Origin of the sequence: Serratia bockelmannii, assembly GCF_051803255.1 — a bacterium.
GTDB lineage: Bacteria > Pseudomonadota > Gammaproteobacteria > Enterobacterales > Enterobacteriaceae > Serratia > Serratia bockelmannii.
Map to the genome: position 1 here is coordinate 1,254,528 of NZ_CP196512.1, position 25,000 is coordinate 1,279,527.

General features: G+C 58.1%; 21 protein-coding genes, 6 tRNA genes and 4 other RNA genes. 27 read left to right on the top strand and 4 right to left on the bottom strand.

Features of this window, described 5'->3' with window-relative positions; genetic code table 11:
• The first annotated feature begins 14 nt into the window (after nucleotides 1–14).
• From odhB to sucD, 3 genes are all read left to right on the top strand, one after another.
• Complete coding sequence (gene odhB, locus ACSJLU_RS05960) at nucleotides 15–1,232, top strand: 2-oxoglutarate dehydrogenase complex dihydrolipoyllysine-residue succinyltransferase (RefSeq protein WP_060447623.1); 1,218 nt, start codon at nucleotides 15–17, stop codon at nucleotides 1,230–1,232.
• 122 nt (nucleotides 1,233–1,354) lie between these two features.
• Entirely contained in the window at nucleotides 1,355–2,521 is a 1,167-nt protein-coding gene (sucC, locus tag ACSJLU_RS05965) for an ADP-forming succinate--CoA ligase subunit beta (RefSeq protein ID WP_025301883.1), read from the top strand.
• Nucleotides 2,521–3,393, top strand: a complete 873-nt coding sequence (sucD, locus tag ACSJLU_RS05970; protein WP_004939878.1) for a succinate--CoA ligase subunit alpha — start codon at nucleotides 2,521–2,523, stop codon at nucleotides 3,391–3,393. Before sucC ends, sucD begins: the two co-directional genes overlap by 1 nt.
• A gap of 72 nt (nucleotides 3,394–3,465) precedes the next feature.
• On the opposite strand, the gene ACSJLU_RS05975 is transcribed toward sucD, so the two are convergent.
• Nucleotides 3,466–5,364: a bifunctional metallophosphatase/5'-nucleotidase gene (locus ACSJLU_RS05975; protein ID WP_164068520.1), complete on the bottom strand. Its 1,899-nt coding sequence runs from the start codon at nucleotides 5,362–5,364 to the stop codon at nucleotides 3,466–3,468.
• A gap of 683 nt (nucleotides 5,365–6,047) precedes the next feature.
• Here ACSJLU_RS05975 and cydA point away from each other — a divergent pair.
• The 23 genes from cydA (at nucleotide 6,048) to pnuC (ending at nucleotide 18,784) form a co-directional block, all read left to right on the top strand.
• A complete protein-coding gene (gene cydA, locus ACSJLU_RS05980) occupies nucleotides 6,048–7,616 on the top strand; it encodes a cytochrome ubiquinol oxidase subunit I (protein ID WP_019454034.1) in 1,569 nt (522 codons plus the stop codon).
• Between the two features lie 14 nt (nucleotides 7,617–7,630).
• Nucleotides 7,631–8,770 carry a cytochrome d ubiquinol oxidase subunit II gene (gene cydB, locus ACSJLU_RS05985; RefSeq protein WP_019454033.1) on the top strand — a complete coding sequence of 380 codons (1,140 nt, stop codon included), beginning with the start codon at nucleotides 7,631–7,633 and terminating at the stop codon, nucleotides 8,768–8,770.
• A gap of 17 nt (nucleotides 8,771–8,787) precedes the next feature.
• Nucleotides 8,788–8,901, top strand: a complete 114-nt coding sequence (gene cydX, locus ACSJLU_RS05990; RefSeq protein WP_004939868.1) for a cytochrome bd-I oxidase subunit CydX — start codon at nucleotides 8,788–8,790, stop codon at nucleotides 8,899–8,901.
• Nucleotides 8,901–9,197, top strand: coding sequence for a cyd operon protein YbgE (gene ybgE / locus ACSJLU_RS05995; protein ID WP_025301885.1), 297 nt, complete (start codon nucleotides 8,901–8,903; stop codon nucleotides 9,195–9,197). The genes cydX and ybgE overlap by 1 nt, the downstream gene beginning before the upstream one ends.
• Nucleotides 9,198–9,327: 130 nt before the next feature.
• Nucleotides 9,328–9,732, top strand: coding sequence for a tol-pal system-associated acyl-CoA thioesterase (gene ybgC, locus ACSJLU_RS06000; RefSeq protein WP_025160034.1), 405 nt, complete (start codon nucleotides 9,328–9,330; stop codon nucleotides 9,730–9,732).
• Nucleotides 9,729–10,412, top strand: a complete 684-nt coding sequence (gene tolQ / locus ACSJLU_RS06005) for a Tol-Pal system protein TolQ (protein WP_004939862.1) — start codon at nucleotides 9,729–9,731, stop codon at nucleotides 10,410–10,412. Before ybgC ends, tolQ begins: the two co-directional genes overlap by 4 nt.
• A gap of 12 nt (nucleotides 10,413–10,424) precedes the next feature.
• The gene (gene tolR / locus ACSJLU_RS06010; protein ID WP_004939859.1) at nucleotides 10,425–10,853 is read left to right on the top strand and encodes a colicin uptake protein TolR; all 429 of its coding nucleotides are present in this window, start codon (nucleotides 10,425–10,427) and stop codon (nucleotides 10,851–10,853) included.
• Between the two features lie 81 nt (nucleotides 10,854–10,934).
• Nucleotides 10,935–12,161, top strand: a complete 1,227-nt coding sequence (gene tolA, locus ACSJLU_RS06015) for a cell envelope integrity protein TolA (protein WP_380828127.1) — start codon at nucleotides 10,935–10,937, stop codon at nucleotides 12,159–12,161.
• Between the two features lie 132 nt (nucleotides 12,162–12,293).
• The gene (tolB, locus tag ACSJLU_RS06020) at nucleotides 12,294–13,586 is read left to right on the top strand and encodes a Tol-Pal system beta propeller repeat protein TolB (RefSeq protein WP_025301887.1); all 1,293 of its coding nucleotides are present in this window, start codon (nucleotides 12,294–12,296) and stop codon (nucleotides 13,584–13,586) included.
• 44 nt (nucleotides 13,587–13,630) lie between these two features.
• Nucleotides 13,631–14,140: a peptidoglycan-associated lipoprotein Pal gene (pal, locus tag ACSJLU_RS06025; RefSeq protein ID WP_025160033.1), complete on the top strand. Its 510-nt coding sequence runs from the start codon at nucleotides 13,631–13,633 to the stop codon at nucleotides 14,138–14,140.
• A 9-nt stretch (nucleotides 14,141–14,149) separates the two neighbouring features.
• Entirely contained in the window at nucleotides 14,150–14,944 is a 795-nt protein-coding gene (gene cpoB / locus ACSJLU_RS06030) for a cell division protein CpoB (protein WP_004939852.1), read from the top strand.
• A gap of 178 nt (nucleotides 14,945–15,122) precedes the next feature.
• Nucleotides 15,123–15,198 (top strand) — tRNA-Lys (locus ACSJLU_RS06035).
• Nucleotides 15,199–15,329: 131 nt separating this feature from the next.
• Nucleotides 15,330–15,405, top strand: a tRNA-Val gene (locus tag ACSJLU_RS06040).
• 7 nt (nucleotides 15,406–15,412) lie between these two features.
• A tRNA-Lys gene (locus ACSJLU_RS06045) sits at nucleotides 15,413–15,488 on the top strand.
• Nucleotides 15,489–15,503: 15 nt separating this feature from the next.
• Nucleotides 15,504–15,628: non-coding RNA, RtT sRNA (locus ACSJLU_RS06050), on the top strand.
• 151 nt (nucleotides 15,629–15,779) lie between these two features.
• Nucleotides 15,780–15,855: transfer RNA gene (locus ACSJLU_RS06055), tRNA-Lys, on the top strand.
• A gap of 35 nt (nucleotides 15,856–15,890) precedes the next feature.
• Nucleotides 15,891–15,966, top strand: a tRNA-Val gene (locus tag ACSJLU_RS06060).
• A 6-nt stretch (nucleotides 15,967–15,972) separates the two neighbouring features.
• Nucleotides 15,973–16,048, top strand: a tRNA-Lys gene (locus tag ACSJLU_RS06065).
• Nucleotides 16,049–16,123: 75 nt separating this feature from the next.
• Nucleotides 16,124–16,248: non-coding RNA, RtT sRNA (locus tag ACSJLU_RS06070), on the top strand.
• Nucleotides 16,249–16,323: 75 nt separating this feature from the next.
• Nucleotides 16,324–16,451, top strand: a non-coding RNA gene (locus ACSJLU_RS06075) — RtT sRNA.
• Nucleotides 16,452–16,527: 76 nt separating this feature from the next.
• A non-coding RNA gene (locus ACSJLU_RS06080) (RtT sRNA) lies at nucleotides 16,528–16,652 on the top strand.
• Between the two features lie 324 nt (nucleotides 16,653–16,976).
• Nucleotides 16,977–18,038, top strand: a complete 1,062-nt coding sequence (nadA, locus tag ACSJLU_RS06085; RefSeq protein WP_015376982.1) for a quinolinate synthase NadA — start codon at nucleotides 16,977–16,979, stop codon at nucleotides 18,036–18,038.
• A gap of 20 nt (nucleotides 18,039–18,058) precedes the next feature.
• Complete coding sequence (gene pnuC / locus ACSJLU_RS06090) at nucleotides 18,059–18,784, top strand: nicotinamide riboside transporter PnuC (protein ID WP_025301889.1); 726 nt, start codon at nucleotides 18,059–18,061, stop codon at nucleotides 18,782–18,784.
• 35 nt (nucleotides 18,785–18,819) lie between these two features.
• Here pnuC and zitB read toward each other — a convergent pair whose 3' ends face one another.
• Genes zitB through ACSJLU_RS06105 form a run of 3 tightly spaced genes read right to left on the bottom strand, consistent with a single transcriptional unit; the run spans nucleotide 18,820 to nucleotide 23,584 of the window.
• Nucleotides 18,820–19,782 (bottom strand): CDF family zinc transporter ZitB, encoded by a 963-nt coding sequence (gene zitB, locus ACSJLU_RS06095; protein ID WP_025301890.1) that lies wholly within the window; start codon nucleotides 19,780–19,782, stop codon nucleotides 18,820–18,822.
• The gene (locus ACSJLU_RS06100; protein WP_141997479.1) at nucleotides 19,782–22,982 is read right to left on the bottom strand and encodes an ATP-binding protein; all 3,201 of its coding nucleotides are present in this window, start codon (nucleotides 22,980–22,982) and stop codon (nucleotides 19,782–19,784) included. Before ACSJLU_RS06100 ends, zitB begins: the two co-directional genes overlap by 1 nt.
• Complete coding sequence (locus tag ACSJLU_RS06105; protein WP_025301892.1) at nucleotides 22,979–23,584, bottom strand: response regulator transcription factor; 606 nt, start codon at nucleotides 23,582–23,584, stop codon at nucleotides 22,979–22,981. The genes ACSJLU_RS06100 and ACSJLU_RS06105 overlap by 4 nt, the downstream gene beginning before the upstream one ends.
• 212 nt (nucleotides 23,585–23,796) lie before the next feature.
• On the opposite strand from ACSJLU_RS06105, the gene aroG reads away from it, so the two are divergent.
• Nucleotides 23,797–24,849, top strand: a complete 1,053-nt coding sequence (gene aroG, locus ACSJLU_RS06110) for a 3-deoxy-7-phosphoheptulonate synthase AroG (protein ID WP_025301893.1) — start codon at nucleotides 23,797–23,799, stop codon at nucleotides 24,847–24,849.
• Nucleotides 24,850–25,000: the final 151 nt, after the last annotated feature.

Here is a 25,000-nt window from a genome sequence, read left to right on the forward strand (position 1 = left end):
TAAGGGAAAGCTAAATGAGTAGCGTAGATATTCTGGTTCCTGACCTTCCTGAATCGGTTGCCGATGCGACCGTAGCCACCTGGCACAAAAAACCGGGCGACAGCGTGCAGCGTGATGAAGTCCTGGTTGAAATCGAAACCGACAAAGTGGTGTTGGAAGTGCCGGCCAGTGAAGCGGGTATTCTCGATGCTATCGTGGAAGAAGAGGGCGCGACCGTGCTGTCTCGCCAGCTGCTCGGCCGCATCCGTCCGGGCGACAGCTCCGGCAAGCCGACCGCTGAGAAGAGCCAAGAGAAAGAAGCCACGCCTGCACAGCGCGCTACCGCGAGCCTGGAAGAAGAAAGCAATGACGCGCTCAGCCCGGCGATTCGCCGCCTGATTGCTGAACACGATCTCGATGCTGGCGCCATCAAAGGCACCGGTGTGGGTGGCCGCATCACGCGTGAAGACGTGGAAGCGCACCTGGCCAAAGGCGGCGCCGCTGCCAAACCGGCCGCCGCCGCTGAAGCCGCACCGCAGCCTGTTCTGGCCGGCCGCAGCGAAAAACGCGTGCCGATGACCCGCCTGCGCAAACGCGTTGCCGAGCGTCTGCTGGAGGCGAAGAACAGCACCGCGATGCTGACCACCTTCAACGAAATCAACATGCAGCCGATCATGGACCTGCGCAAGCAGTACGGCGAAGCCTTCGAGAAGCGCCACGGCGTGCGTCTGGGCTTCATGTCCTTCTACATCAAGGCCGTGGTTGAAGCGCTGAAGCGCTTCCCGGAAGTGAACGCGTCGATCGACGGTTCCGACGTGGTTTACCACAACTACTTCGACATCAGCATCGCGGTTTCTACCCCGCGCGGCCTGGTGACTCCGGTACTGCGCGATGTAGACGCCATGAGCATGGCTGACATCGAGAAGAAAATCAAAGAGCTGGCCGTTAAGGGCCGCGACGGCAAACTGACCGTTGAAGAGCTGACCGGCGGTAACTTCACCATTACCAACGGCGGCGTATTCGGCTCCCTGATGTCTACCCCGATCATCAACCCGCCGCAGAGCGCCATCCTGGGCATGCACGCCATCAAAGATCGCCCAATGGCGGTCAATGGTCAGGTGGTGATCCAGCCGATGATGTATCTGGCGCTGTCTTATGACCACCGCCTGATCGACGGTAAAGAATCCGTCGGCTATCTGGTGACGGTCAAAGAGATGCTGGAAGATCCGGCTCGTCTGCTGCTGGACGTCTAGTAACCCTTGCCGGGCGCGGCGTGCCGCGCCCGCACTCTGTGCTATGTGGCCGGAAAACCATGCGGTTTACCGCGTAATAATGGTCCGGCTAAAAACCTTCAGAACTGAATGGATAGAACATCATGAATTTACACGAATATCAGGCAAAACAGCTGTTTGCTCGGTATGGCATGCCGGCACCAACCGGTTACGCCTGTACCACTCCGCGTGAAGCAGAAGAAGCCGCATCCAAAATCGGCTCCGGCCCGTGGGTGGTGAAATGTCAGGTTCATGCTGGCGGCCGTGGTAAAGCGGGCGGCGTTAAAGTCGTCAACAGCAAAGAAGATATCCGTGCTTTCGCGGAAGCCTGGTTGGGCAAGCGTCTGGTGACTTACCAGACTGACGCGCTGGGCCAGCCGGTTCACCAGATCCTGGTAGAAGCGGCGACCGACATCGATAAAGAGCTGTACCTGGGCGCGGTAGTGGATCGTTCTACCCGTCGCGTGGTGTTCATGGCGTCTACCGAAGGCGGCGTGGAAATCGAGAAGGTGGCGGAAGAAACCCCAGAACTGATCCACAAAATGACCATCGATCCGCTGGCGGGTCCACAGCCCTATCAGGGCCGTGAGCTGGCCTTCAAACTGGGTCTGACCGGTAAGCAAGTCAGCCAGTTCGCCAAGATCTTCATGGGCCTGGCGACGCTGTTCCTGGAGCGCGATCTGGCGATGGTTGAGATCAACCCGCTGGTGATCACCAAGCAGGGCGATCTGGTGTGCCTGGACGGCAAACTGGGCGCCGACGGTAACGCCCTGTTCCGCCAGCCGGAACTGCGTGAAATGCGTGACCCTTCGCAGGAAGACGAGCGCGAATCCCGTGCTGCTCAGTGGGAGCTGAACTACGTTGCCCTCGACGGTAACATCGGCTGCATGGTTAACGGCGCCGGTCTGGCGATGGGCACTATGGACATCGTTAAACTGCACGGCGGCGAACCGGCCAACTTCCTGGACGTTGGCGGCGGCGCGACCAAAGAGCGCGTGACCGAAGCGTTCAAAATCATCCTGTCCGATGACAAGGTGAAAGCGGTTCTGGTTAACATCTTCGGTGGTATCGTACGTTGCGATCTGATCGCCGACGGCATCATCGGCGCAGTGGCCGAAGTGGGCGTTAACGTCCCGGTCGTGGTGCGCCTGGAAGGGAACAATGCCGAACTGGGCGCCAAGAAACTGGCGGACAGCGGCCTGAATATCATTGCTGCGACCAGCCTGACTGATGCGGCTCAGCAAGTTGTTGCAGCAGTGGAGGGTAAATAATGTCCATCTTAATCGATAAAAACACCAAAGTAATTTGCCAGGGCTTCACCGGTAGCCAGGGGACTTTCCACTCCGAACAAGCTATCGCTTACGGCACCAAAATGGTTGGCGGCGTCACCCCGGGCAAAGGTGGCACTCAGCATCTGGGTCTGCCGGTGTTCAACACCGTGCGCGAAGCGGTTGAAGCGACCGGCGCGACTGCCTCGGTCATCTACGTTCCAGCGCCGTTCTGCAAAGACTCCATCCTGGAAGCGATCGATGCCGGCATCAAACTGATCATCACCATCACCGAAGGCATCCCGACCCTGGATATGCTGACCGTGAAAGTGAAGCTGGACGAAGCCGGTGTGCGCATGATCGGGCCGAACTGCCCTGGCGTGATCACCCCGGGCGAGTGCAAAATCGGCATCATGCCTGGCCACATCCACCTGCCGGGCAAAGTGGGCATCGTTTCCCGCTCCGGTACCCTGACCTATGAAGCGGTGAAACAAACCACCGATGCCGGTCTGGGCCAGTCCACCTGCGTGGGTATCGGCGGCGACCCGATCCCGGGCTCCAACTTCATCGATATCCTGAAGATGTTCCAACAGGATCCGCAGACCGAAGCGATCGTGATGATCGGTGAGATCGGCGGCAGCGCTGAAGAAGAAGCGGCAGCTTACATCAAAGAACACGTCACCAAACCGGTTGTCGGCTACATCGCCGGCGTAACCGCGCCGAAAGGCAAGCGTATGGGCCACGCGGGCGCCATCATCGCAGGCGGCAAAGGCACGGCGGACGAGAAGTTTGCTGCGCTGGAAGCGGCGGGCGTGAAAACCGTTCGCAGCCTGGCGGACATCGGCGACGCGGTAAAAGCGGTGCTGAAGCGCTAAGATCTTAGTACGAAATAATAATATCTCGACATGTTTGGCCACCCATTGGGTGGCCTTTTTTATGGGCGAAGATCAGAAATCGTTGAGTGCTTTGATCAGCGCGATCCGATCCTGCAGGCGGCGCTGTTGTACCGGATCCACGGTAGTTTGCCGCTGTTTTTCCAGCGAGGTGAGGGCGGTGCGGTAATCGTCGGCGTTGCGGAACAGCGCGTCTTTGACGTTGATCGAGGCGACGTTGGTGTAGCGGCCATCGTCGGTGGTCGGCACTTGGATAACGCCTTCATTGAGCAACCGTTTGACGATCGCCCGCTGCGGTTCGTACCCCTCCAGGCCGACCAGCTTCCAGCGCTGCGGCGTCACGCCCTGATACTGGCCGTGTTTCACTTCCGTCAGGTAGCGCAGAGCCAGGTGGCGAATAGTGCCTTCTTCTTCACCGTATTGCGCTTTGCTGTCAAACAGCACCGGGAAGGATTGCCCCTCCAGCGCGCCGCCCTTTTGCGTCAGGTGGCCCATGCGGTAACTGTTCATGCCCAGGCGGATCGGCATGTCGTCGGTGACCGGCGTGCCGTCCGCCAGACGCAGATCGACGATGCGCGAACCGGCGGGCTGGCGCAGATCGATGGTGTAAGTGACGCCGTCGAAGAAATCGTTGGTGGAATATTTGGACGATCGCCGCGCCGGGTTAAAGCTGTAGGTGACGTCGCCAGGCTGCAGCTGATTGAAATAGTCGGCGGACCACTCCATGTAGCGTTTAAGCGCTTTGCCGTTGAGCTGATACACGGTGATCTCGCCGCCGGCGTATTGGTAGTTAAAGGCGATATCCTTGGCCTTGATGTCGCCGACGTCCAATTTGGCGCGATCGTTGTCGATCTGCAGGGCGATCACCTGCGCCAGCGGCGCATAGTGGCGGGCGGCCTGCTGGAACAGCGCGCTGATGCCGGTATCCTGCACGTGTACCTGAGGAATGCCGCGAAACTCGTCGGCGGGCACCAGATCGCTGCCGCTCAGCTTCGCCACGACCCGGTTGGCGTTGGCGCGCAAAATGTCATGGTACGGCTGGTAGAGCGCTTGCATGGCGCTGTCCGGCGCCAGCCCTTTGATCGGGTAGGTGTAGCTGTTTTTGTCGATCAGCGTGAATTTGCCGTCGCGGTGTTCAAACTGCAGGTCGATGCGCGACAGTGCGCGGCCGTATTTATCCGGCTCGGTGATGATGACGCCATTAACCACCGCTTTATCGATCTTCACATGCATGTGGCCGGCGACGATCGCCGCCAGCTCCGGGTTGGCGTTGGCGATGTCGGCCACGCCGGTGCCGGGGCGCTGGTTCTCGTTGTCGATGCCCATATGCGCCACCAGCACGATGGCGTCGACCTGGCCGTCGATTTGCCTGATGACCTGTTTCACCGCCTGCACCGGATCGGTGAAGTTCAGCCCTTTGATGCGATCGGTGCCCTTGGCGAATTCGGCGGTCATCGGCGTATCCATACCGATAATGCCAATTTTCACGCCCTGGCGTTCGACGATGGTGTAGGCCGGCAGGTAAGGCTTGCCGTTGTCCCAGACGATATTGCCCGCCAGCGCCGCGCCTTTGAACTGCTTGAGCGGCGTAGCCAGTACCGGCAGGCCGAAGTCGAACTCGTGGTTACCCATCACCCAGACATCATAATTGAGCGCGTTGAGGCCCAGCATCATCGGGCTGACGGCCTCATGCTTGAAGGTTTCGACGAAATTGCCCTGAATGGTGTCGCCGGCGTCCACCAGGATCAGGTTGGGCTGCTCGGCCCGCACCTGTTTGACCTGAGTGGCTATCTGGCTCAGGCTGCCCGCCAGATTTTCCGTGTCGCTGGCGTAGTCCCAGGGCACGAAAGTGCCGTGCAGATCGGAAGTACCCAGCAAGGTGATATTTACCGTTTCGGCGGCCATGACGTTTCCCGAGAGTCCCAATGCAGAGGCAAAGATGATTTTTTTCATAAGTTATTGTCACTCAATGTAATTTTAACATTAGTGGTCATTTTGCTACAAAATCGCAACCTTTACGATCCCATCGCGAGAAATAGACTAATATTGGAGAGAGATTTGTTGTTTTGTGACTGCTATCACTGTCACGGCTTATTGGAAATAAAAGGTTAATTATGTCGCATAATAAGCGCGTAATAATACAATGGCGGCTCTTTTAAATTACATTTATTTAACACAAAAATATCATTAAAAAACAATTAAACCATTGCGCAACATGACCCTAAGAAAATTATGCGAAATGTGCTGATGAATATGGAAATAAGATGCGGATAGGCTTAAATTGTCTCAGATCAAATTAGCCCGAAGTACCTCTTTCGGCTAAGATTTGACCTGTAACCAAAAGTCTAACCCACGTCACGTAAAAACCTATTTATTGTGTGGGATTGGGCGAGTATCATCCATGTTGTGATTATGGATGGTTGATCTTGTTGCATTTGTTACCCGTTGTCGGTTTTCAGTGGCGTGCTTGTCGAGGGCCCGAGGGGCTATTGGCCGAGTGTGCGGTTGAAAGCGGAGAAGCTGGATCAAATTTGTTGTGTTTAAGGGCATTCACTGCGGGGCGTTACTGGCAGCTTTGAAAGAAGCGTGCCGATAACCGCGTGTCGGAGTCTTCCTGCGAGGAGCAAGGAGTCAAGATGTTTGATATTGTCGAACTGTCGCGCTTACAGTTTGCTTTAACGGCGATGTACCATTTCTTATTTGTCCCATTAACGCTCGGTATGGCGTTCTTGCTGGCAATTATGGAAACGGTATATGTCCTGTCTGGCAAACAAATTTATAAAGACATGACCAAATTCTGGGGAAAGTTATTTGCGATTAACTTTGCTCTGGGTGTGGCCACCGGTTTGACCATGGAGTTCCAGTTCGGGACTAACTGGTCGTATTTCTCTCACTACGTCGGCGATATCTTCGGGGCCCCTCTGGCTATCGAAGGTCTGATGGCGTTCTTCCTTGAATCGACGCTGGTCGGCCTGTTCTTCTTCGGCTGGGATCGTCTGAGCAAGGTGCAGCACATGGCGGTAACCTGGTTCGTGGCTCTCGGCTCCAACCTGTCCGCGCTGTGGATCCTGGTCGCCAACGGCTGGATGCAGAACCCGATCGCTTCGGATTTCAACTTCGAAACCATGCGCATGGAGATGGTCAGCTTCTCCGAACTGGTGCTTAACCCGGTTGCGCAGGTGAAATTCGTTCACACCGTGGCTTCCGGCTACACCTGCGGCGCGATGTTCGTTCTGGGCATCAGCTCCTACTACCTGCTGAAAGGCCGCGACATCGCCTTTGCCAAGCGCTCCTTCGCCATCGCTGCCAGCTTCGGTATGGCTGCCATTCTGTCCGTTATCGTTCTGGGTGATGAATCCGGCTACGAAATGGGCGACGTGCAGAAAACCAAACTGGCCGCTATCGAAGCGGAATGGGACACCCAGCCGGCACCGGCGTCCTTCACCCTGTTCGGCATTCCCGATCAGGACAAGATGGAAAACTCCTTCTCTATTCAGATCCCGTATGCGCTTGGCCTGATCGCCACCCGCTCCACGGACACTCAGGTCACCGGCCTGAAAGATCTGATGGCGCAGCATGAAGTGCGCATCCGCAACGGGATGAAAGCCTACCAGCTGCTGGAAGAGCTGCGCGGCGGCAATACCGATCCTGCGGTGCGTGCCGAATTCAACAAAACCAAGCAAGACCTGGGCTACGGCATGCTGCTGAAGCGCTATACCCCGAACGTCACCGACGCGACGGAAGCGCAAATCCAGCTGGCGACCAAGGACTCCATTCCGCGCGTGGCGCCGCTGTACTTCGCCTTCCGCATCATGGTGGCCTGTGGCGTGATCATGCTGTTGATCATCGGCCTGTCGTTCTGGAACGTGATCCGCGGCCGCATCGGCCAGAAAAAATGGCTGCACCGCGCCGCGCTGTACGGTTTGCCGCTGCCTTGGATCGCGATCGAGTCCGGTTGGTTCGTGGCGGAGTACGGCCGTCAACCGTGGGCGATTGGTGAGGTGCTGCCGACGGCGGTCGCCAACTCTTCGCTGACTGCGGGCGACATTCTGTTCTCGATGGGGCTGATCTGCGGCTTGTACACCCTGTTCCTGGTGGCTGAATTGTACCTGATGTTCAAGTTTGCGCGTCTGGGTCCAAGCAGCCTGAAAACCGGCCGCTATCACTTTGAACAACCGACTGCCGCCGTGCAGGAAGCGCGCTAAACAGGAGTCCACGTATGTTTGACTATGAAGTACTGCGATTTATTTGGTGGGTCCTGGTTGGCGTTCTGCTGATCGGCTTCGCCGTCACCGACGGTTTCGACATGGGCGTCGGCATTCTGGTGCGCATCATCGGCAAAACCGACACCGAGCGCCGGGTGATGATCAACTCCATCGCTCCGCACTGGGACGGTAACCAGGTGTGGCTGATCACCGCCGGCGGCGCGCTGTTCGCCGCCTGGCCGATGGTCTACGCAGCGGCCTTCTCCGGCTTCTACGTCGCCATGATCCTGGTGCTGGCCGCCTTGTTCTTCCGCCCGGTCGGTTTCGACTACCGTTCCAAGCTGGAGAGCAGCCGCTGGCGCAACATGTGGGACTGGGGCATCTTCATCGGCTCCTTCGTGCCTGCAGTGGTATTCGGTGTGGCGTTCGGTAACCTGCTGCAGGGCGTGCCGTTCCACATGGACGAGTACATGCGCCTGTTCTACACCGGCAACTTCTTCCAACTGCTGAACCCGTTCGGTCTGTTGGCGGGCGTGGTCAGCCTGACCATGCTGGTCACCCAGGGCGCGACCTACCTGCAAATGCGCACCACCGGCGAGATCCACCTGCGTTCACGCGCTGCGGCACAGATCGCGACGCTGATCATGGCGGTATGTTTCCTGCTGGCGGGCGTATGGCTGGTGAAAGGCATCGACGGCTTCGTCGTGACGTCGGCGCTGGACACCCTGGCGGAATCCAACCCGATGCGTAAAGAAGTGGCGCATCAGGCCGGTGCTTGGCTGATCAACTTCAACAAGTATCCGCTGCTGTGGGCCTTGCCTGCGCTGGGCGTGGTGCTGCCGTTGTTCACCATCCTGTTCTCGCGTCTGGAGAAGGGCGCGCTGGCGTTCGTCACCTCGTCGTTGACCATCGCCTGCGTCATCCTCACCGCCGGGGTCACCATGTTCCCGTTCGTGATGCCGTCGAGCACTGTGCCTAACGTCAGCCTGACCATGTGGGATGCGACCTCGAGCCTGTTGACGCTGAAAGTGATGACCGTCGTGGCTGCGATCTTCGTGCCTATCGTTTTGGCGTACACCAGCTGGTCGTACTACAAAATGTTCGGTCGCCTCGACAAGAACTACATCGAAAACAACAAGCATTCGCTGTACTAAGGATAAGGAGCTAAACCATGTGGTATTTTGCCTGGATTCTCGGAACGCTTCTTGCCTGCGCCTTCGGCATTATCACGGCGCTGGCGCTTGAGCAGAGCGAAGCGACCAAAGCTCAGCAAGACGGTAAGTGATGAGCTCGTCCGTGATTGACAAGCTGTACGCTGTCACCGACAAGGGCCCGATCCGGGCCCTTTCCCTGGTGCTGGCGTTGATTTTGGCGGGGTGCGTGTTCTGGGATCCGACGCGTTTCGCCGCCAAAACCAGCTCGCTGGAGATTTGGGAAGGGCTGTTGCTGATTTGGGCGGTGTGCGCCGGGGTGATCCACGGTTTCGGATTCCGCCCGCAGCGCAGCGTCTGGCGCGCTTTTTTCGCGCCGCTTCCCGCCATTGTGATCTTGTTCGCAGGATTACTTTACGTTTCTTTATAATCTCCCCGATGTCCCCTTGTTATGGGCCCTCACGGCCCATAATTATTTTCATTCCCATCTTGTAACCCATTCCCAACCCGATCCGTCTTGCGTATAGTAGCAGCGTTAAATTGCATTGCTGGGAAGTAGAGTGAGTAATACGTTGTTTCGATGGCCGGTTCGCGTTTACTACGAGGATACCGATGCCAGTGGTGTGGTCTATCACGCCCGCTACGTCGCCTTTTTTGAAAGAGCGCGCACAGAGATGCTGCGTCAGCACAACTTTCATCAACAGCAGCTGCTCAGTGAACAAGTCGCTTTTGTCGTCCGGCGCATGACGGTGGATTATCTGGCTCCGGCTCGTCTCGACGAGCAACTGGAGGTCCAGAGCGAAATCACCTGTCTGCGCGGGGCTTCTCTCACGTTTGCTCAACGCATTGTCAATTCTGACGGGGCCCTACTGAGCCAGGCAGATGTCCTGATTGCCTGTATTGATCCACACCAAATGAAGCCAAGAGCGCTTCCTAAGTCTATTGTCGCGGAGTTTAAGCAGTGACTGACATGAACATCCTAGATTTATTCTTGAAGGCGAGCCTGCTGGTTAAGCTTATCATGTTGATTTTGATATGCTTCTCGGTAGCTTCTTGGGCGATCATCATTCAGCGCACCCGCATCCTCAATGCGGCGACGCGTGACGCCGAAGCCTTTGAAGACAAATTCTGGTCCGGTATCGAGCTTTCCCGTCTGTACCAGGAAAGTCAGGCGCGTCGCGATAGCCTGACCGGTTCCGAGCAGATCTTCCATTCCGGCTTCAAAGAGTTCGCCCGCCTGCACCGCGCCAACAACCATGCGCCGGAGTCGGTGATCGAAGGGGCGTCGCGCGCGATGCGCATTTCGATGAACCGCGAGCTGGAAACGCTGGAAACCCATATTCCGTTCCTCGGCACCGTCGGTTCGATCAGCCCGTACATCGGCCTGTTCGGCACCGTGTGGGGGATCATGCACGCCTTTATCGCGCTGGGCGCGGTGAAACAAGCCACGCTGCAGATGGTAGCGCCGGGTATCGCCGAAGCGCTGATCGCCACCGCGATCGGTCTGTTCGCCGCTATCCCGGCGGTAATGGCCTACAACCGTCTCAACCAGCGCGTCAACAAGCTTGAGCAGAATTACGACAACTTTATGGAAGAGTTCACCGCTATTCTGCATCGTCAGGCCTTCTCCAGCGACAGCAAATAAGTAGGAGGTAGCATGGCGAGAGTACGTGGACGTAGTCGGCGCGAGCTGAAGTCCGAAATTAACATCGTTCCGCTGCTCGACGTGTTGCTGGTGCTGCTGCTGATCTTTATGGCAACCGCGCCAATCATCACGCAGAGCGTGGAGGTTGACCTGCCGGACGCCACCGATTCCAAAACGGTGTCCAGCGATGACAATCCGCCGGTGATCCTTGAGGTTTCCGGCGTAGGTCAATACACCCTGGTGGTGGATCACAACCGTATGGAGCTGCTGCCGCCTGAACAAGTCGCGGCCGAAGCCAAGTCGCGTTTGGCGGCTAACCCGAAAACGGTCTTTTTGATCGGCGGTGCGAAGGAAGTCCCTTACGATGAGATTATCAAGGCATTGAATATTCTCCATCAGGCGGGCGTGGCTTCCGTGGGGCTGATGACCCAGCCGATCTGACCGTAAGGCGAACGGCAACCCGGTTCCTGCGCTGTGGCCCAGGAACCCCGTATAAGCAACACCAGTTTTTGGGAATCTATTTTGGTAAAGGCAACTGAGCAAAACGATAAGCTGAACCGCGCCGTTATTGTTTCGGTCGTTCTGCACTTCATATTGATTGCCCTGCTGATTTGGGGATCGCTGCAGGAAAAGGTCGACATGGGCGCCGGCGGTGGCGGTGATGGCACCGTGGTGGGTGCAGTGATGGTCGATCCTGGCGCGGTGGTGGAGCAATACAACCGCCAGCAGCAGCAGAGCAACGATGCGCAGCGTGCCGAGAAGCAGCGCCAGAAAAAGGCGGAGCAACAGGCCGAAGAGCTTCAGCAGAAGCAGGCGGAGCAGCAACAGCGCCTGAAGGAGCTGGAGAAAGAGCGTTTGGCGGCGCAGGAGAAAGCTGCGCAGGACGCCAAAGCGCAGGCTGAGCAACAGCAGAAGGCAGCGGAGCAGCAGAAGCAGGCCGCCGAGCAGCAAAAAGCGGCGGAAGCCGCCGCAGCCAAGGCTAAAGAGCAACAGAAGGTCGCCGAAGCCGCCGCCGCCAAGGCGAAGGCCGAAGCGGAAAAGGTCGCCAAGGCACAGGCGGACGCGCAGAAGAAAGCCGAAGCGGAAGCCAAGAAAGAAGCGGCCGCCGCTGCCGCCGCCAAGAAACAGGCGGAAGAGGCGAAGAAAGCCGCGGCTGCCGCCGCAGAGCAAAAAGCCGCAGAGGCCGCGGAGAAGAAAGCGGCTGCTGAAGCCGATAAAAAAGCCGCAGCGGAAGCCGAGAAGAAGGCCGCCGCTGAAGCGGAGAAGAAAGCTGCCGCCGAGAAAGCAGCCGCTGCCAAGAAAGCCGCTGCGGACGCCAAGAAGAAGGCCGCCGCCGAGGCTGCGAAGCAATCGGCGGAAGTCGACGATATCTTTGGCGGCCTGGCGGACGGCAAGAACGCGCCGAAAGGCGGCGGTGCTAAATCGAAAGGTGACGGTAAACCGGCCGGGCAGGGCAATGCCAAAGCGGCTGGGGCCAGCGGGGCGGATATCAGCGGTTATATGGGGCAGATCCAAGGGGCGATTCAGAGCAAGTTCTATGACGCCAGTTCGTTCGCCGGCAAAACCTGCGACCTGCGTATCAAGCTGGCGCCGGACGGCCTGCTGATAAGCGTACAAGCGGCGGGGGGCGATCCTGCTCTGTGTCAGGCAGCGGTGTCTGCCGCCAAGTTGGCGCATATACCGAAGCCGCCGAGCGATGCCGTTTATCAGCACTTTAAGAATTCTATCCTTGAATTCAAGCCACAATAACGGTTGATTGACTGAGTAAGATCACAGGGATGTACTAAGGTAACCAACAGGGATTATGTAGTTTTACGTAAGTTGGTTTGTTAAAATTCTGCTAATTTATCGCAGGCATCCCGCCTGGATAAGGGAGATGAGATGAAGCAGGCATTTCGAGTAGCGCTAGGTTTTTTAATTCTGTGGGCGTCCGTGTTGCACGCGGAAGTTCGCATTGAAATCACCCAAGGGGTCGACTCCGCTCGCCCGATTGGCGTGGTGCCGTTTAAGTGGGCGGGCCCAGGCACGCCGCCGGAAGATATCGGCAAGATTGTCGGCGCGGATCTGCGCAACAGCGGCAAATTCAACCCGATCGACGTGGCGCGCATGCCGCAGCAACCGACCTCCGCGTCTGAAGTGACGCCGGCGGCATGGACTGCATTGGGCATCGACGCCGTGGTTGTCGGCCAGGTTCAGCCTGGCGCCGACGGCAGCTACCTGATCTCCTACCAGCTGGTGGACACCTCGGGTTCGCCGGGCACCGTATTGGCGCAGAACCAGTATAAAGTGACCAAACAGTGGTTGCGTTATTCTGCCCATACCGCCAGCGACGAAGTGTTCGAGAAGCTGACCGGCATCAAGGGCGCGTTCCGTACCCGTATCGCCTACGTCGTGCAGACCAACGGGGGGAAATTCCCGTATGAGCTGCGCGTAGCGGATTACGACGGTTACAACCAGTTCACGGTGCACCGTTCGCCTGAGCCGCTGATGTCGCCGGCCTGGTCGCCGGACGGCAGCAAACTGGCTTACGTGACCTTCGAGAGCGGCCGTTCCGCGCTGGTGGTACAGACCCTGGCTAACGGCGCTATCCGCCAGATCGCCTCGTTCCCGCGCCACAACGGTGCGCCGGCGTTCTCTCCGGACGGCAGCAGGCTGGCGTTCGCGCTGTCCAAGAGCGGCAGCCTGAACCTGTACGTGATGAACCTCGGCTCCGGCCAAATCACGCAGCTGACCGATGGTCGCAACAACAACACCGAACCGACCTGGTTCCCGGATGGCCAGTCGCTGGCGTTTACCTCCGACCAGGGCGGGCGTCCGCAGATTTATAAAATCAGCGCCAGCGGCGGTGCCGCACAGCGTCTGACGTGGGAAGGCTCTCAGAACCAGGATTCTGAAGTCAGCTCCGACGGTAAATTCCTGGTGATGGTGAGCACCAACAGTGGTGCACAACACATCGCCAAACAAGATCTTGGATCGGGCGCCGTTCAGGTTTTGACCGGCACCTTCCTGGATGAAACGCCTAGTATTGCGCCAAACGGCACCATGGTGATCTATAGCTCCACGCAAGGTATGGGCTCCGTGCTGCAGTTGGTGTCAACTGATGGGCGTTTCAAAGCGCGTCTTCCGGCAACTGATGGACAGGTCAAATTCCCTGCCTGGTCGCCGTATCTGTGATGCATGTGTAAATATGTATGGCAAACTATAAAAGGATCAAAGAAATGCAACTGAACAAAGTGCTGAAAGGGCTTCTGCTGGCACTGCCAGTTCTGGCTGTAGCAGCTTGTAGTTCTAACAAAAGCGCGAACAACGACCAATCTGGTATGGGCGCTGGCACTGGTATGGAAAACGGCAGCAGCAACCTGTCTTCCGAAGAACAAGCTCGTCTGCAGATGCAAGAACTGCAGAAGAACAACATCGTTTACTTCGGCCTGGACAAGTATGACGTTAGCTCCGAATTCGCTCAGATGCTGGACGCGCACGCTGCATTCCTGCGTAACAACCCGTCTTACAAAGTGACCGTTGAAGGCCATGCTGACGAACGCGGCACGCCGGAATACAACATCGCTCTGGGTGAGCGCCGTGCTAACGCCGTTAAAATGTACCTGCAGGGTAAAGGCGTTTCCGCTGACCAGATCTCTATCGTTTCTTACGGTAAAGAAAAACCAGCAGTACTGGGCCACGACGAAGCGGCTTATGCTAAAAACCGTCGTGCCGTTCTGGTTTACTAAGAGAATCGCATGAACAGTAACTTCAGACGTCACCTGTTGAGTCTGTCGTTACTGGTTGGCGTAGCGGCCCCCTGGGCCGCTACTGCCCAAGCGCCAATCAGTAATGTCGGCTCCGGCTCGGTCGAAGACCGCGTCACCTCGCTTGAGCGCATCAGCAATGCTCAAGGCCAGCTTTTAAACCAACTCCAGCAACAACTCTCTGATAACCAACGCGACATTGATTCTCTCCGTGGGCAAATCCAGGAAAGTCAGTATCAGTTGAATCAGGTGGTTGAACGCCAGAAGCAAATCTATCAGCAGATGGATAGCCTCAGCCAGGGCGGCGCTCAGAGCGCCTCTGCGGCCGCGGGCGCTGCCGGTGGGGCAGCCGCAGGCGCATCTTCCGATGCGGGCAGCAGCGCGCCTGCAGCCGCGTCTGCAACGCCGAGCGGCGGTGATGAGAACAGCGACTACAACGCCGCTGTTTCTCTGGCGCTGGAAAAAAAACAGTATGACCAGGCGATTTCTGCCTTTCAGTCCTTCGTAAAACAGTACCCGAAGTCTACCTATCAGCCCAACGCCAACTATTGGCTGGGTCAGTTGTTCTACAACAAGGGTAAAAAAGACGACGCGGCCTACTATTTTGCGGTGGTGGTGAAGAATTACGCTAAATCACCGAAGGCGCCGGACGCCATGTACAAGGTGGGTATCATCATGCAGGAGAAAGGGCAGGCCGATAAAGCCAAAGCCGTGTTCCAGCAGGTGATTAAACAATACCCAACCAGTGCGGCGGCCAAACAGGCGAAAAGTCGCGTAGGCGGTTAACAGTCAGAAAAATGAGCCCAGAAGTTAGTCGATTTGACCGATTTCTGGGCTTATTCGCGTGAAGAACAAGCAGTTGAACGCATCGGTAAAAAATTTAGGTTGCGCTGCCAAGATAAATTAGTAATATATGCCGCCGTTGCCAAGACATCTTGCAAGATGTTAAAGCGGCAGGGAAATTGGGTCGTTAGCTCAGTTGGTAGAGCAGTTGACTTTTAATCAATTGGTCGCAGGTTCGAATCCTGCACGACCCACCAATTTTGAAGCAAGAAATGAAGTGGAATCGGGAAGGATAACATCACGAAGTGATGGCCCGTCAGGGCGAGGCTAAAGGCCGAGTCATCCTGCACGACCCACCAATTTCTGAAGTAGCAGTAACCACAACAGTGGGTGATTAGCTCAGTTGGTAGAGCATCTCCTTTACACGGAGGGGGTCGGCGGTTCGAGCCCGTCATCACCCACCACTGTTATGGGTCGTTAGCTCAGTTGGTAGAGCAGTTGACTTTTAATCAATTGGTCGCAGGTTCGAATCCTGCACGACCCACCATTCTTCGCGAATGGCTGCGATAGAGAATCGTAAAGGATGAGAACCGTAAAGGTTCGAGTCTCGCGCAGCGAGACAACATCACTCCGGTGATGGCCCGCAAGGGCGAGGCCAAAGGCCGAGTTATCCTGCACGACCCACCATTCTTTAAGAATGGCAGCTTCAGAATCGGTTTGATGTGGCAAGTAAAGGTCCGAGTCGAGTACCCGTCGAGTTGTCCTGAACATCCCCATCCTTGTTTTCCGCGAGTCGGTTCCAATAACCTATTCGCCATCAGCAGTAAACCACATCAGTGGGTCGTTAGCTCAGTTGGTAGAGCAGTTGACTTTTAATCAATTGGTCGCAGGTTCGAATCCTGCACGACCCACCACTCTTTGAGAGTGAAAATAGCAGTACCACAGCAGTGGGTGATTAGCTCAGTTGGTAGAGCATCTCCTTTACACGGAGGGGGTCGGCGGTTCGAGCCCGTCATCACCCACCACACTGCGGGTCGTTAGCTCAGTTGGTAGAGCAGTTGACTTTTAATCAATTGGTCGCAGGTTCGAATCCTGCACGACCCACCAATTCAGAAAAAAGCGCCTTTTGGCGCTTTTTTCGCATCTGCGCCACCTGACTCTACCTTTATCTTCTTGCTGACATAGCCCTCTGAGTCGTGCGGGTGAGATCCTGCGTTCAGGTTCGAGCATCGCGCAGCGATACGACAACGCGCAGCGTTGCCCGTAGGGTGAGGCCACAGGCCGAATCAATCCTGCACGACCCACCAATTCAGAAAAAAGCGCCTTTTGGCGCTTTTTTCGCATCTGCGCCACCTGACTCTACCTTTATCTTCTTGCTGACATAGCCTTCTGAGTCGTGCGGGTGAGATCCTGCGTTCAGGTTCGAGCATCGCGCAGCAGCGATACGACAACGCGCAGCGTTGCCCGTAGGGTGAGGTCACAGGCCGAATCAATCCTGCACGACCCACCAATTCAGAAAAAAGCGCCTTTTGGCGCTTTTTTCGCATCTGCGCCCACCTGACTCTACCTTTATCTTCTTGCTGATATAGCCCACTGAGTCGTGCGGGTGAGATCCTGCGCTCAGGTTCGAGCATCGCGTAGCGATATGACAACGCGCAGCGTTGCCCGTAGGGTGAGGCCAAAGGCCGAATCAATCCTGCACGACCCACCCATTCAGAAAAAAGCGCCTTTGGGCGCTTTTTTCGTATCCGCATCACCGCAATCTGAATCCGCTGCTTTCTCGTTTCAACACGACACCGACTATCATCCCGCTCTTTTCTGAACGGCTATACGTTCTCCTCAGGCTGTTAATCCGCTGTGAACTGCGCGGTTAATGCCTATGTTTTTAATCTATTAAACATTGAGTGCGCAAAATTGAAAATATCAGCGGACTTTTCGCGCGATTTTAGGTATTTTGTTTAGTATATAAAACGAAGGGCGTTGCGGTAGGCGATATTCACGCGGCAGGCGCCCAGCCTAGCATGAGATTGCAGCGATGAGTGAAATGTTTGATGTCAATGCGGCGGTGTATCCCTTCCCGCCTAAACCGGTACCGCTGGACGTAGCCGAAAAAGCCTTTTATCGCGAGAAGATCAAAACCCTGCTCAAGCAGCGCAATGCGGTGATGGTCGCCCACTATTATACCGATCCGGAAATCCAGGCGCTGGCGGAAGAAACCGGCGGCTGCGTGGCGGATTCGCTGGAAATGGCGCGCTTCGGCAGCGCCCATCCGGCTTCCACGCTGTTGGTGGCCGGCGTGCGTTTCATGGGGGAAACCGCCAAAATCCTCAGCCCGGAAAAGCAGGTGCTGATGCCGACGCTGTTTGCCGAATGTTCGCTGGATCTGGGCTGCCCGGAAGAGGAGTTTCATGCGTTTTGCGACAGCCATCCCGATCGCACCGTGGTGGTCTATGCGAACACTTCGGCGGCGGTCAAAGCGCGCGCTGACTGGGTGGTGACCTCCAGCATCGCCGTCGAATTGATCGAGCATCTGGATAGCCTGGGCGAGAAGATCATCTGGGCGCCGGATCGTCATCTCGGCAGCTACGTGCAGAAGCAGACCGGCGCTGACGTGTTGTGTTGGCAAGGCGCCTGCATTGTCCATGACGAGTTCAAGACCCAGGCGCTGCGGCGCATGAAGGCGCTTTATCCGCAGGCGGCGATCCTGGTGCATCCCGAATCGCCTCAGGCGGTGGTCGAGCTGGCGGATGCGGTGGGCTCTACCAGCCAACTGATCCAGGCGGCGAAAACATTGCCGCATCAACAGCTGATTGTCGCCACCGATCGCGGTATCTTTTACAAGATGCAGCAGGCCTGCCCGGACAAAGAGTTATTCGAAGCACCGACCGCCGGAGAAGGCGCGACCTGCCGCAGCTGCGCGCATTGCCCGTGGATGGCGATGAATGGCCTGAAGGCAATTGCCGAAGGGCTGGAGCAGGGGGGCGCGCAGCATGAGATCCACGTGGACGCCGCGCTGCGTGAGAAGGCGCTGGTGCCGCTGAATCGCATGCTGGATTTCGCCGCTCAGCTTAAGATGCAGGTTAAAGGCAACGCTTAACCGTTTAAAAGGATGACTTCATGAGCTTCTTCAGTACCAGCAATATTCTGGTGCACATTCCGCTTGGTGCAGGCGGTTACGATCTGTCGTGGATCGAAGCTATCGGCACATTGTTCGGGTTGCTGTGCATCTGGTACGCCAGCAAGGAAAAAATCATCAACTACCTGTTCGGCCTGATCAACGTCACGCTGTTCGCGGTGATTTTCTTCCAGATCCAGCTGTACGCCAGCCTGCTGCTGCAGCTGTTTTTCTTCGGCGCCAATATTTACGGTTGGTATGCCTGGAGCCGCCAGACCCAGGATAATCAGGCCGAGCTGCAGATCCGCTGGCTGCCGCTGCCGAAAGCGTTGGCCTGGGCGGCGGTCTGCGTCATCGGCATCGGCCTGATGACCTTCAACATCGACCGCGTGTTCGCCTGGCTGACGCAGGTTGCGGTGGCGGTGATGCAAGGGCTGGGGCTGAACGTACAGATGCCGACGCTGCAGCCGGACGCCTTCCCGTTCTGGGATTCGGCGATGATGGTGCTCTCCATCGTGGCGATGATCCTGATGACGCGCAAATACGTGGAAAACTGGCTGCTGTGGGTGGTTATTGATGTCATCAGCGTGGCGATCTTCGCCTACCAAGGGGTGTACGCGATGGCGCTGGAGTACGTCATTCTGACGCTGATCGCCCTGAACGGCTCCTGGCTGTGGATCAAGAGCGCTGGGCGCAACCGTTCCAATCCGCTCTCTTCCGCACCGTAACAACGCAGAGGGCGCCGTGGTGGCGCCCTCTTGGCTTAGTGGCGATGTCCCAGATGGGAATGCGCTTCGGCATGTGAGTGTTCACTCGGCTCCGGCGCCCGGTTGATACCGCAGTCCGGCGTCTCGCAGTGCTGGTATTCCATCTGAATGGTCACGTGGCCAATTTTGTAGTGTTCCAACAGATAAGCCTGAATGCGTTGCAACAGCCCATCGTGGTCATGCGGCGGGATCACCTGCGCATGCAGCGTCATCAGCTTCTGGTCGCCAATCTGCCAGACGTGTACGTGGTGGATGTTGCGCACTTCCGGGATATTCAGGCACAGGTCTTTTTGCAGCTTGGCGATGTCGACCTCCTGCGGCGTGCCTTCCAGCAGCTCGTGGAAGCTCTCCTTCAGCAGCCGCCAGGCGCTGCGCAGTACCAGGCAGGAGACCAGCACCGACAGGATCGGGTCAATCGGCGTCCAGCCGGTGGCGAGAATGACGATGGCGGCGACGATGGCGCCCACCGAGCCGAGCAGGTCGCCCAACACATGCAGCGCGGCCGCCCTCACGTTGATATTTTTCTCTTCGCTGCCGCGATGCAGCAGCCAGAAGGCGAACAGGTTCGCCAGCAGCCCCGCTATGGCGATGATCAGCATCGGAGTACCCATCACCGGCTGTGGTTCGAAGAAACGCCGTATCGCCTCCCACAGGATGAATACCACGATCACCAGCAGCGCCGCGGCGTTGAGGAAGGCCGCCAGGGTGGTCAGGCGCAGATAGCCGAAGGTGTGGCGCGCGTTGGGCTTGCGCTGGGAAAAGTGCACCGCCATCAGCGCCACCAACAGCGCGGCGGCATCGGTCAGCATGTGCCCGGCATCGGCTAACAGCGCCAGCGAGCCGGACAACAGGCCGCCGACCACCTCGGCCACCATAAAGACCGCGGTGACTAAAAAAGCGGTCAGTAGGCGTTTACTATTACTGTCTTTCGGCAGGTGTACGTGTGGAGTGTCCGACATTATTCATCCTTATGCATAGCGAAAGAGGGGGCGGCGGCGAGCAGAGCGTCCAGCTCCGGTTCTATCTGCGCCACTAACGCCTTTAATTTAGTATAAGCGGCGGCGGCAAGCTCGCCCCGACGTGCGGTATCCACCAGCTGCTGGCACAGCTGCGCGGCTTCCGGCAGCTGCAGCATCAGCAGGCTGCCCTTGATGCGGTGCGCCGCCTGCTCCAGGCGCGGCCAGTCGTGCGCGTCGACGGCGTCCGCGAGCCGCTGCCGGTCTTGCCGCAGCGTATCGCCGAGCGTCTGCGCCAGCCGCTGCAGCATGGCGCGATCGCCACCCGCCATTTCGGCCAGCGTTTGCCGCAGGTCAGTAAGGACTGACTTTTCTTCCTGAGCCTGCGGCTGTTGAGCCAATACCTGGCCGATCGCCGCCAGTGAAATCGGTTTGGTCAGGAAGTGGTCGATCGCCACCAGCCCCGGCGGGATGCGGGTAAACTCCTGCACGTCTGCCGAGCAGAGCACGATGCGGCAAGGCGGGCGCTGCAGCCGCTGTTCGTCGCGTCGGATCAGTCTGGCCAGCGTCAGGCCGTCCGGGCGCGGCATGTTATAGTCGATAAACAGCAGATCGAACGGCTGTCGGCGCTGGGCCTTCAGCAGCGCATAGCCTTGTTCGAAGCGGGCCGGCTGTAATCCGAAGTGGCGCAGCTGGCGTTCCATCAGCAACAGATTGGTGGGATGATCGTCGATCAGCGCGGTACGTAAGGCGGAAGACGGCAGATCAAAAGTGCGCTCTGCCGGGGCGACAGCCGGCAGCGCGCCGCTCAGCTCGACCGGTATCGCGACCTTGACACGGGTACCGACGCCCGGCTGCGAGTGCAGTTCGATACGGCCGCCCATCTGTTCGACGATTTCTTTGCAGATCGACAGCCCCAAACCGGTGCCCTGCACCGAGATGCGTTGCGCGCCGCGTGCACGGTAAAACGGTTGGAACAGCTTGCCTATCTCATCGGCGGCGATGCCGCAGCCGCTGTCGTTCACCGTCAGATGCAATTCCCCCTGCCGCTCATCCTGCGCGTGCCAGCCGACCTCGACCTGAATGGTGCCGCGCGGCGTGAACTTTATCGCGTTGTTTATCAAGTTATTAGCCACCTGAAGTAAACGCTCACCATCAATAATCACCGCCTCCGGCAGCGCCGGATCCGCCACTACGCTCAGCGTCAACGGCCGTTCGCCGATCAGCGGCCGGTAGAGGGCGTCGATGCGCGCGACCCAGGGGCGCAGCGCCACCGGTTTCGGCGCCAGCGTCAGCGAACCGGTTTCCAGCCGAGCGTGATCCTGCAGGTCGTTGAGCAGGTTGAGCAGCGAAGAGGCCGAGCTGTATATCACCGGCAGGCCTTCCTGCGCGGGTTGGCGTTTGAGCTCCAGTTCCAGCAGGCCGAGGATGGCGTGCATCGGCGTGCGCAACTCGTGGCTGACGGTGGCGAGGAATTTGCTCTTCATGCGGTTTTCCGCTTCGGCGCGGCGGCGCGCCTGCTCGAGCTCTTCGCGTTCGCGTTTTTCACGGCGCTGCAGCATGAAACGGCGCAGCGTCAGCGCCAACAGCAGCACGGTGGCGGCGGCCAGCAGCGCCAGCAGCCAGGTAGTCTGCGGTGGCATGCGGTTATCGTTCACCGCATCGATCAGGTTGCTGCGATCGACGATCCACTCGTCGCGCAGCGATTGCAGGGTGTCCGCCGGGATCTGCATCAGGTTCTTATCGAGGATTGCCAGTAGCAGCGTCTGATCGCGACGCACGCCGAAGGCCACCGGATAGGGGATATTGTTGGCGGCGAAGGCCAGTTTGATGGCGCCGGAATAGCGCGACAGCGCCAAAAAGTTGGCGGAAATGACGTTATCCACCAGCGCATCCAACTGGCCGTTGGCCAGCGCGTCGTACATCGACTTGCTGTCGGCGAAGCTGACGGTCTGCTCCTGTTCCGGTACCAGCCCCTGCGCCAAATCGCCCTGCAGCACGCCGATGCGCTTACCGGCCAAATCGCTCCAGGTTGAGATTCCGTTGGCGTATTGGCCGACGTAAACGCCCCACAGCGAACGGTGGATCGGCATGCTGGCGCCGTAGCGCGCCTTGACGCCGCGCGCCAGCGGCAGGGCGGCGCGGAAGCTGGCCTGGCCGGACTGCACCAGCTCATCGGCCTGCTCGGCGTTGCGCGCCCACAGCGGCGCGAAACGCAGTCCGGTGTTTTGCGCGATGATGTTGAGAATGTCGATGGCGTAGCCACGCGGCTGGCCGTCGGAGCCGCGGTAGGCGAACGGGAAGTTGTTCTCGATGGCGGCGTAGTAAACCACGCGGTGGCTCGCCACCCAGTTTTTCTCCATCGCCGTCAGATCGGCATTGCCGGTGTCGAGGTAGCTGGGGATCTTTTTGCTCCAGCGGCTCTGCAGGGCATTCATCAGCTCCATCGGCGCGTCGGCGATGGCGGTGTCCAGCGTGTCTATCAGGCGCGGATCGGCGGCGGCGAACACGAAGGAGAGGTTGCCCAGGTTCTCGTTGCTTTCAATCTGATAGAGCTGGCCGAGCTGCAGCTGGTCGATGATAAAGCTGGCGCTGGCCTCGTCGGCGATAAAGTAGTCGCTGCTGCCGTTGAGCAGCGAATAGACCGCCTGCAGGTTGTTGTCGTAGCGCTGGATCTGCGATGCCACCGCCTGCAGGGCGCCGCCGGACTGCATGTCGGTCAGCGCGCCGATCGCGACGCGGGCGTTGGCGGAATTGAGCATCACCGGCCGATCGTTGCTGCGATCGCGCAATACGCGCAGATTGCTGACGTAGTAGGGCTGAGAGATCTCCAGCCCGTGCAGCGCTTCACTCTGCGGGATGCCGTACAGCAGATCGACCTTGCCGTCGTGCAGCGCCTGCTCCAGCTGCGTCAGGTCGGCGAAGCCGTAAATGGCGAAGCGGATGCCGGTCACCTGCTGAATATAGCCGAGGTAGTCGGCGTTCAGCCCATACAGATCGTCGTCCACGATGATGTTGTATGGGCTGGTGTTCTCACTGATGATGCCGACGCGCAGCGTGCGATCGCGCCAGGGATTTTTCTCGCCGACGATCAGCATGTTCTCGGGGGTATTCAGGTTGCTGACCAACTGATAGCGCACCGGCTCCGCCGCCTGCGCCAGGCCGCACCACAGGATCAGCAGCAGCAGGGCGCGGCGCATCATGGCGCCAGCTCTTTAAACACCGCCACCAGCTCCAGCAGGTTGCCGGCGCCGGTTTTACGCTGGATGTTTTTTTTGTGCGTGCTGACGGTCTTGTTGCTGATGTGCAGCCGGTCGGCGATCTGCAGGTTGGACAGCCCCTGGCTCAGCAAGCCCAGCACCTCGAGCTCCTTAGGGGTGAGCTGCCCGCCGTCCGCCGTCGGCGGCTCTTCGGCCAGCGCGGCGGCGGGGAAGCGGGTTTCACCGTCCAGCACCTGCTCGATCGCCTGCACCAACTCCGCCAGCGAGCTGCCTTTATTGACGAAACCGTCGGCGCCGGCGGCATGCGCCATGCGCGCATAGACATCGGCTTCCTGCGCGGTATAGATCAGGATTTTTTGTTGCGGATAGCGGCGGCGGATTTTTTTCAACAGCTGCAGCCCGTCGGCCTGCGGCAGGCCGATATCCAGGATCACCAGGCCAAAAGCGGCCTCGGCCAGCAGGGCCAGCGCCTGTACGTCATCCTGTGCCGCCTGCAGGCGGTAGGGGCGGGATGATTTCATTAGCGCCGCTTCCAGTGCGACATGAACCACCGGGTGGTCATCAACTAATAGCAGAGAGGGCATGTTCAACTCGGGTCACTTTATATTCTGATCGCTAGCATAGCGAAAAAGGAGGCTCTGCGCTCGCCAGATGAAACAGCACAATCTGCTGTTAATTTGGCGGTTCCAGCGGTGGGGGGCAAAGGTGATTTACAGCGCCATTCTCACAGGCTAGATTGTTGGGATCTACACCGTTACGCACTGCGAAATACCCCACGATACCGAATGGAAAAGCTATGAATTACCAAAACGACGATTTACGCATTAATGATATTAAGGAACTCCTGCCGCCGGTGGCTTTGCTGGAGAAATTCCCGGCCACTGAACGCGCGGCAAAGACGGTGTCCCAGGCCCGCAGCGCAATTCACAATATCCTCCGCGGCAGCGACGATCGCCTGCTGGTGGTGATTGGCCCTTGCTCCATCCATGATACCCAAGCCGCCAAAGAGTACGCGGGGCGCCTGCTGGCGCTGCGTGAAGAACTGAGCGGCGAGCTGGAAGTGGTGATGCGCGTGTACTTCGAAAAACCGCGCACCACCGTGGGCTGGAAAGGCCTGATCAACGATCCGCAAATGGACAACAGCTTCAACATCAACGACGGCCTGCGCCTGGCGCGCAAGCTGCTGGTGGAGATTAACGACAGCGGCCTGCCGGCCGCCGGCGAATTCCTCGACATGATCACGCCGCAGTACCTGGCGGATCTGATGAGCTGGGGTGCCATCGGCGCGCGCACCACGGAATCGCAGGTGCACCGTGAACTGGCTTCCGGCCTCTCTTGCCCGGTTGGCTTCAAGAATGGCACCGACGGCACCATCAAGGTGGCGATCGACGCTATCAACGCCGCCGGCGCGCCGCACTGCTTCCTCTCGGTGACTAAATGGGGCCACTCGGCGATTGTTAACACCAGCGGCAACGGCGACTGCCACATTATCCTGCGCGGCGGCAAAGAGCCGAACTACAGCGCGGCGCACGTGAAGGACGTCAAAGCCGGTCTGAGCAAAGCCGGGCTGCCGGCGCAGGTGATGATCGACTTCAGCCATGCCAACAGCAGCAAACAGTTCAAAAAGCAGATGGACGTGAGCGCCGATGTTTGCGGGCAAATTGGCGGCGGTGAAAAAGCGATTATCGGCGTGATGATCGAAAGCCATCTGGTGGAAGGCAACCAGAGCCTCGAAAGCGGCGAACCGCTGGTTTACGGCAAGAGCGTCACCGACGGCTGCATCGGCTGGCAGGATACCGAAACCGTGCTGCGCGATCTGGCGGCGGCGGTGAAAGCGCGCCGCGGTTAATCGCGTAAAGAAGGGCTCGCCAGCGGGCCCTTTTCTATTTATCTTAAATTTTTATATCTCCTGTCAATTTAAGGCCTACAGTTAATAGGCTTATTAAATCATTAAGCGACCGTCTTCGCATTATTCCTATTTAATAAAAGAATAATTGTCA

Bases quoted from the DNA above. Each gene is read 5' to 3' on its own strand.
- odhB (WP_060447623.1), top strand. From the start codon at position 15: ATGAGTAGCGTAGATATTCTGGTTCCTGACCTTCCTGAATCGGTTGCC.
- sucC (WP_025301883.1), top strand. From the start codon at position 1,355: ATGAATTTACACGAATATCAGGCAAAACAGCTGTTTGCTCGGTATGGC.
- sucD (WP_004939878.1), top strand. From the start codon at position 2,521: ATGTCCATCTTAATCGATAAAAACACCAAAGTAATTTGCCAGGGCTTC.
- ACSJLU_RS05975 (WP_164068520.1), bottom strand. From the start codon at position 5,364: ATGAAAAAAATCATCTTTGCCTCTGCATTGGGACTCTCGGGAAACGTC.
- cydA (WP_019454034.1), top strand. From the start codon at position 6,048: ATGTTTGATATTGTCGAACTGTCGCGCTTACAGTTTGCTTTAACGGCG.
- cydB (WP_019454033.1), top strand. From the start codon at position 7,631: ATGTTTGACTATGAAGTACTGCGATTTATTTGGTGGGTCCTGGTTGGC.
- cydX (WP_004939868.1), top strand. From the start codon at position 8,788: ATGTGGTATTTTGCCTGGATTCTCGGAACGCTTCTTGCCTGCGCCTTC.
- ybgE (WP_025301885.1), top strand. From the start codon at position 8,901: ATGAGCTCGTCCGTGATTGACAAGCTGTACGCTGTCACCGACAAGGGC.
- tolR (WP_004939859.1), top strand. From the start codon at position 10,425: ATGGCGAGAGTACGTGGACGTAGTCGGCGCGAGCTGAAGTCCGAAATT.
- tolB (WP_025301887.1), top strand. From the start codon at position 12,294: ATGAAGCAGGCATTTCGAGTAGCGCTAGGTTTTTTAATTCTGTGGGCG.
- pal (WP_025160033.1), top strand. From the start codon at position 13,631: ATGCAACTGAACAAAGTGCTGAAAGGGCTTCTGCTGGCACTGCCAGTT.
- cpoB (WP_004939852.1), top strand. From the start codon at position 14,150: ATGAACAGTAACTTCAGACGTCACCTGTTGAGTCTGTCGTTACTGGTT.
- nadA (WP_015376982.1), top strand. From the start codon at position 16,977: ATGAGTGAAATGTTTGATGTCAATGCGGCGGTGTATCCCTTCCCGCCT.
- pnuC (WP_025301889.1), top strand. From the start codon at position 18,059: ATGAGCTTCTTCAGTACCAGCAATATTCTGGTGCACATTCCGCTTGGT.
- zitB (WP_025301890.1), bottom strand. From the start codon at position 19,782: ATGTCGGACACTCCACACGTACACCTGCCGAAAGACAGTAATAGTAAA.
- ACSJLU_RS06100 (WP_141997479.1), bottom strand. From the start codon at position 22,982: ATGATGCGCCGCGCCCTGCTGCTGCTGATCCTGTGGTGCGGCCTGGCG.
- ACSJLU_RS06105 (WP_025301892.1), bottom strand. From the start codon at position 23,584: ATGCCCTCTCTGCTATTAGTTGATGACCACCCGGTGGTTCATGTCGCA.
- aroG (WP_025301893.1), top strand. From the start codon at position 23,797: ATGAATTACCAAAACGACGATTTACGCATTAATGATATTAAGGAACTC.